At 28.3% G+C, this 4,545-nt stretch carries 3 protein-coding genes; all 3 read right to left on the bottom strand.

Going from position 1 to position 4,545, the window contains the following annotated elements; all coding sequences use genetic code 11:
• On the bottom strand, positions 1 to 844 hold an 844-nt coding region (locus tag Q0842_RS15925), incomplete at its 3' end, for a phosphopantetheine-binding protein (protein ID WP_298500473.1).
• A 54-nt stretch (positions 845 to 898) separates the two neighbouring features.
• Entirely contained in the window at positions 899 to 1,633 is a 735-nt protein-coding gene (locus Q0842_RS15920) for a class I SAM-dependent methyltransferase (protein WP_298500471.1), read from the bottom strand.
• A gap of 5 nt (positions 1,634 to 1,638) precedes the next feature.
• The coding region (locus Q0842_RS15915; protein ID WP_298500469.1) for an amino acid adenylation domain-containing protein at positions 1,639 to 4,545 on the bottom strand (2,907 nt) is incomplete at its 5' end.

Raw genomic sequence — 4,545 nt, 5'->3', positions numbered from 1 at the left:
AACAATATCCCATAATATGATAAGGTCCTTTTGGTGAAACAGCTTTTATTTCTTTTACAAAATCATTTGCCATATGAGTTATACTCTCATGTAAAATAATATTTTCTTCAACTTCTGAAGATTGAACTGCGTATAATGGTCTGTTTGGATTGATGTAAGTACTAAGTGGATTATAAAAAAAGAAATGTCGACCACCTCCATGAATGCAGAATAAAGGTGGTAAACTTCCTGAATCTTTTACATTAATTAAATGCTTAAAAGTATTCTTTTGTATTGATTTTGTTTTTTGACTTTCAATAAAGTTAGCAAGCTCTTTTATAGATTGATTCTCAAATAAATCATTTGGATTTATTTCTATTTCTAATTTTCTGATTTTGGATGTAATTTGAATACTTAATATTGAATCACCACCAATTTCAAAAAAATTATCTTGTGTACTGATAGGAAAAAAATCTAAAACATCTTCCCATATTTTTACTAATTTTTTTTCAATTTCTGTCGTTGGCTCTGTAATACTAATTTTATCTCCCCCCTCAGTATTATTTAATTTACTTTTTAATATCTCTTTTTTATTAACTTTTCCATTTGGGAGTAATGGGATTTTCTCTAATTCAAAAAAAGAAGTAGGAATCATATAATCTGGAAGCTTTCTTTTTAAATGAGCTTTTAAATTTTCTTTATCCAAAAAGCTATCAGTCTCGACATAGGCTACTATCTTTTTATGCTTATCTGTTTTAGAACTTTTAGCTTCTATTTTAATAAAATCTTTAATTTTTATTTTAAGGAGCTTAAGTTCATTATCAGTAAGTTGCTCTATTTTATATTTTAGTTTTTCTTCTGTCATTTTATTGCTTTAATTACAACTATGGAATTTGCCCACCAAGTATCATGTACATCATTAGGCATTTCCAATGGAATTACTTTGATTGTAAAAGAAGAGAAATGTTTTTAGAAGTAATTTTTGATGTTCTCTACTTAATGAATCAATCTCATTAGAAAAATAAGTGAATAAACCACCCGGTTTTAAGTGTTTAGCTGCATGTAAAAAGAAATGTTCTGCAAATGTAACGCTTCCATTGACATATTGAATATACTCATCATCATTTAAAGGGTAGGTGTGGAAGAGTATTCCATCAAATACATCCAAACCATCAATAGTATCTTGCCATAAACCCGGTACTAATTTAATTCTTTTTGTATGATGTTTTTCCTTAAAATCTTTAAAATAGGTATTTATAACATCATTATTACACTCTATAGTTGTGTATGTTTCAATTGGGAATTTAAGAATCATTTCAGCGGAAATACCTCTACCAAAACCAATTTCAAGAATATCGCCCCCATCTTCTGCAATAACCTTAGCCATTTCTTGCATTAATGGAATTTGCCAATCTTCCATAATTTCTTGGGCCTCCATTATTTTTTGTTCTCTATCATCTTTTAGAGTTTCTACTGTAGCTCCTGGCACAAAGTGTTTTGTTTGGGTATCAAGTATTTTTAAATCACCAACAAACTCTTTTAAAGCTCTATTAAGTACTGCATTTCTTTGAATATCTTTAGGAGGACGTATAAAATGATCATCATTAATTGTTAATATAACTTCAAATTCTTTTGAGCGTTTAATTTTTCTCATAATATTTAAGCTTCTATTTGATTTAGTAAGTATTCTTTTTCATCATTACTTAATGACTCTAATGAGGAAAAAATAGTATTTAAGTCTTCATCTTTCATATTTTTTAAGACAACAATTAAATCACTAATAGTAATTGTTTCATCAAAACGTTTAACATTATCATCTACAAGCACAACGGCATTTTTAATGCTAGAATTATAAGATTTAATAGCTTTTTCAATTTCATTTAATTCAACTCTAAATCCCCGTATTTTTATTTGTTGATCTGCCCTTCCTAAAAACTCAATATTTTCGTCATTGTTGTATTTTCCTAAATCACCAGTTTTGTAAAGTTTTTCTGTATGATTAAAAGGATTTATTATAAAAGCTTTGCTGCTTAAACTAGGTCTGTTTAAATATCCATTTGAAAGCCCATTTCCGCCAATATATATCTCACCAACACTACCAAATGGTACAAGCATTAAATGCTCATCCATTAAATAAATTTGAGCTCCAGCAACTGGTTTTCCTATTGGTATTGATTGATTATTTTTATTTTCGAGTTTTATTTGATGAGCAATACACCATACTGTGGCTTCAGTAGGGCCATACTCATTGTATAGTTTAACATTAGTAAACTTTTTAAAATGTGTAGAACTAAGTTTTGAAGTACAAGCTTCACCAGCAACAATAACGGTTTTTATAGACTGTAGTTTTTTATCATCTACATATTTAAGTATTAAGTTATATAATGATGGCAACATGAGTGTATGGCTTATGCTTTGTTTTTCAATTATATTGCCAATTTTATCTAAATCTTGTTCTATTCTTTTTTCCGCAATCACTAGATTACCACCAGTACACAATGTCCAAAAAATCCCAGCTTTTGAACTATCAAAAGAAATAGAAGACATTAATAAAAAAGCAGTTGGGTTTTCATCATAAAAATCTAATCTACCAGCAGTAGAGGTTAAAATATTTTTGTGTGTTATTGGTACTCCTTTTGGCTGCCCAGTACTACCTGAAGTATAAATTACATAAGCTAAATCTGTGTTTTTTGTATCTGGTAAATTTTGCTTAGTAGTAATTATAGATTCATCTAGGTTTTCAATATGAAGTTGTTTAGTTCCATGAGCTTCAAATAAATGTGAAAACCTTTTTTGTGTAATAGTTGTTTGTACTTTTGCATCATTAAGTATAAAACTAATTCGCTCTTCTGGGTATTCAGGATCTATTGGTAGATAAGCACAACCCGATTTTAAAATGGCAAGCATACCAATAATCATATCAACAGATCTATCAATACATAAACCAACAATTTCGTTAGGTGTTTTAGTGTTATTTAGCAAATGATTAGCCAAGAGGTTGGCTTTGTCATTTAATTTCTTATAAGTTATTGAATGTTCTTTGTATGTTAACGCGATATTATTTGGATATAAAGTACTAATGTTTTCTATAATATTGTGAACCCCCATAAATTCTGAAAAATGATTAGAAATAGATTTTTCTTGATTTAAGAAGAATTTTTTTTCAGTATTTGTAAGCATCGGAAGTTCTAAAATACTTTGATTGGGATTGGAAACAATCCCTTCTATCAGAGATTTAAAATAGCTTTGAAAACGCTCAATTGTTTTTTCTTGAAATAAATCAGTAGCATATTCAAATGTTGAACATAGTTGTCCATTTTCTTCAGATATAAATATAGTTAAATCGAATTTAGAAACTTTTGTATCTATTAATTTGTGCGAAACACTTAAATCGCTACTAAAAACAGGTAGTTTAAATTCAGGGAAATAAACGAACATGACTTGAAAAAATGGATTAATAGATAATGTCCTATCTGTTTTTAATTCTTTAACCAATAAATCAAATGGTGTGTTTTTATTTGTAAATGCCTCTAAGGTATTTTCTTTTACCTTATTAACAAGGTCTTTAAAGGACATTGAAGGCACAATTTCTGTTTTTAAAACAATTGTGTCTATAAAAAAACCAATAATGTTTTCTAATACTTTTTGGTCTCTATTGGTTATTGGTGAACCTATTAATATATCTTTTTGCCCACTACATCTATATAAAAAAACGTAATATACAGAAAGCATAAGTACATAAGGCGTAGTTTCTAATTGTTTTGCAAGAGTCAAAAGATAGCTAGATTCTATTTCACTATATTTTTGTTTAAATGAAGCAGCTCCCTTAAATGTTGGGCGCAATGGTCTAGGGTAGTCTGTTGGTAAATTTAACACAGGTAAATCTCCTGAAAGTTTATTTTTCCAATAGTTAAGACTTTTATTATTTATTTCAGTATTATTTTGCCAATAGGCGTAATCAGTATATTGTAGTTCTTTTCTATTAGTAAAATCGGTAATTTTAGAACTTAATGATTTATAATGATCTGCTAAATTTTCTCTAAAAATACCCATAGACCATTTGTCTACAATTATATGATGTAGTGTTATTTGAAGGATATAATTTGTGGCGTTGGTTTTAATTATTGTAGCACGAACTAATGGGCTTTTAGTTAAATCAAAATGGTTTTTTGAATCAGTTTCGATAATTATCTCAGATTTAACTTTTTTCTCTTCTTCTTGAAGTTTACTTAAATCATGTGTAGCTATTTGTAATTCAGAATTAAAATTTATTTTTTGAAATATTTCACCATCCTCAATATGGTAAGTTGTTCTTAATATATCATGGTCCTTATAAACTCTTTTTAAACTTTCAACAAGAATGTTTTCGTTTAGATTTCCATTAAAAGTATAGGTTTCGGAGTAGTTGTAAAAAGTGTTTTTAGGATACATCTGTTGCAAAAACCAAAGTCTTTGTTGTCCATGTGATAATGGGATTTTAGTATCTGTAGGTGCTTTTTTTATAGAATTTGTAGTGCTGTCTTTTGTCTCCCTATTTTTCCACCTATCTAGTAATGACTCTTTTTT

It is taken from the genome of uncultured Algibacter sp., assembly GCF_947495675.1.
Lineage (GTDB): Bacteria > Bacteroidota > Bacteroidia > Flavobacteriales > Flavobacteriaceae > Algibacter_B.
Note: the sequence above shows the minus strand (reverse complement) of the source record. Positions and strands in the feature narration are given on the sequence as shown.

Coding starts and splice junctions, on each gene's coding strand:
- Q0842_RS15920 (WP_298500471.1), bottom strand. CDS start 1,633: ATGAGAAAAATTAAACGCTCAAAAGAATTTGAAGTTATATTAACAATT.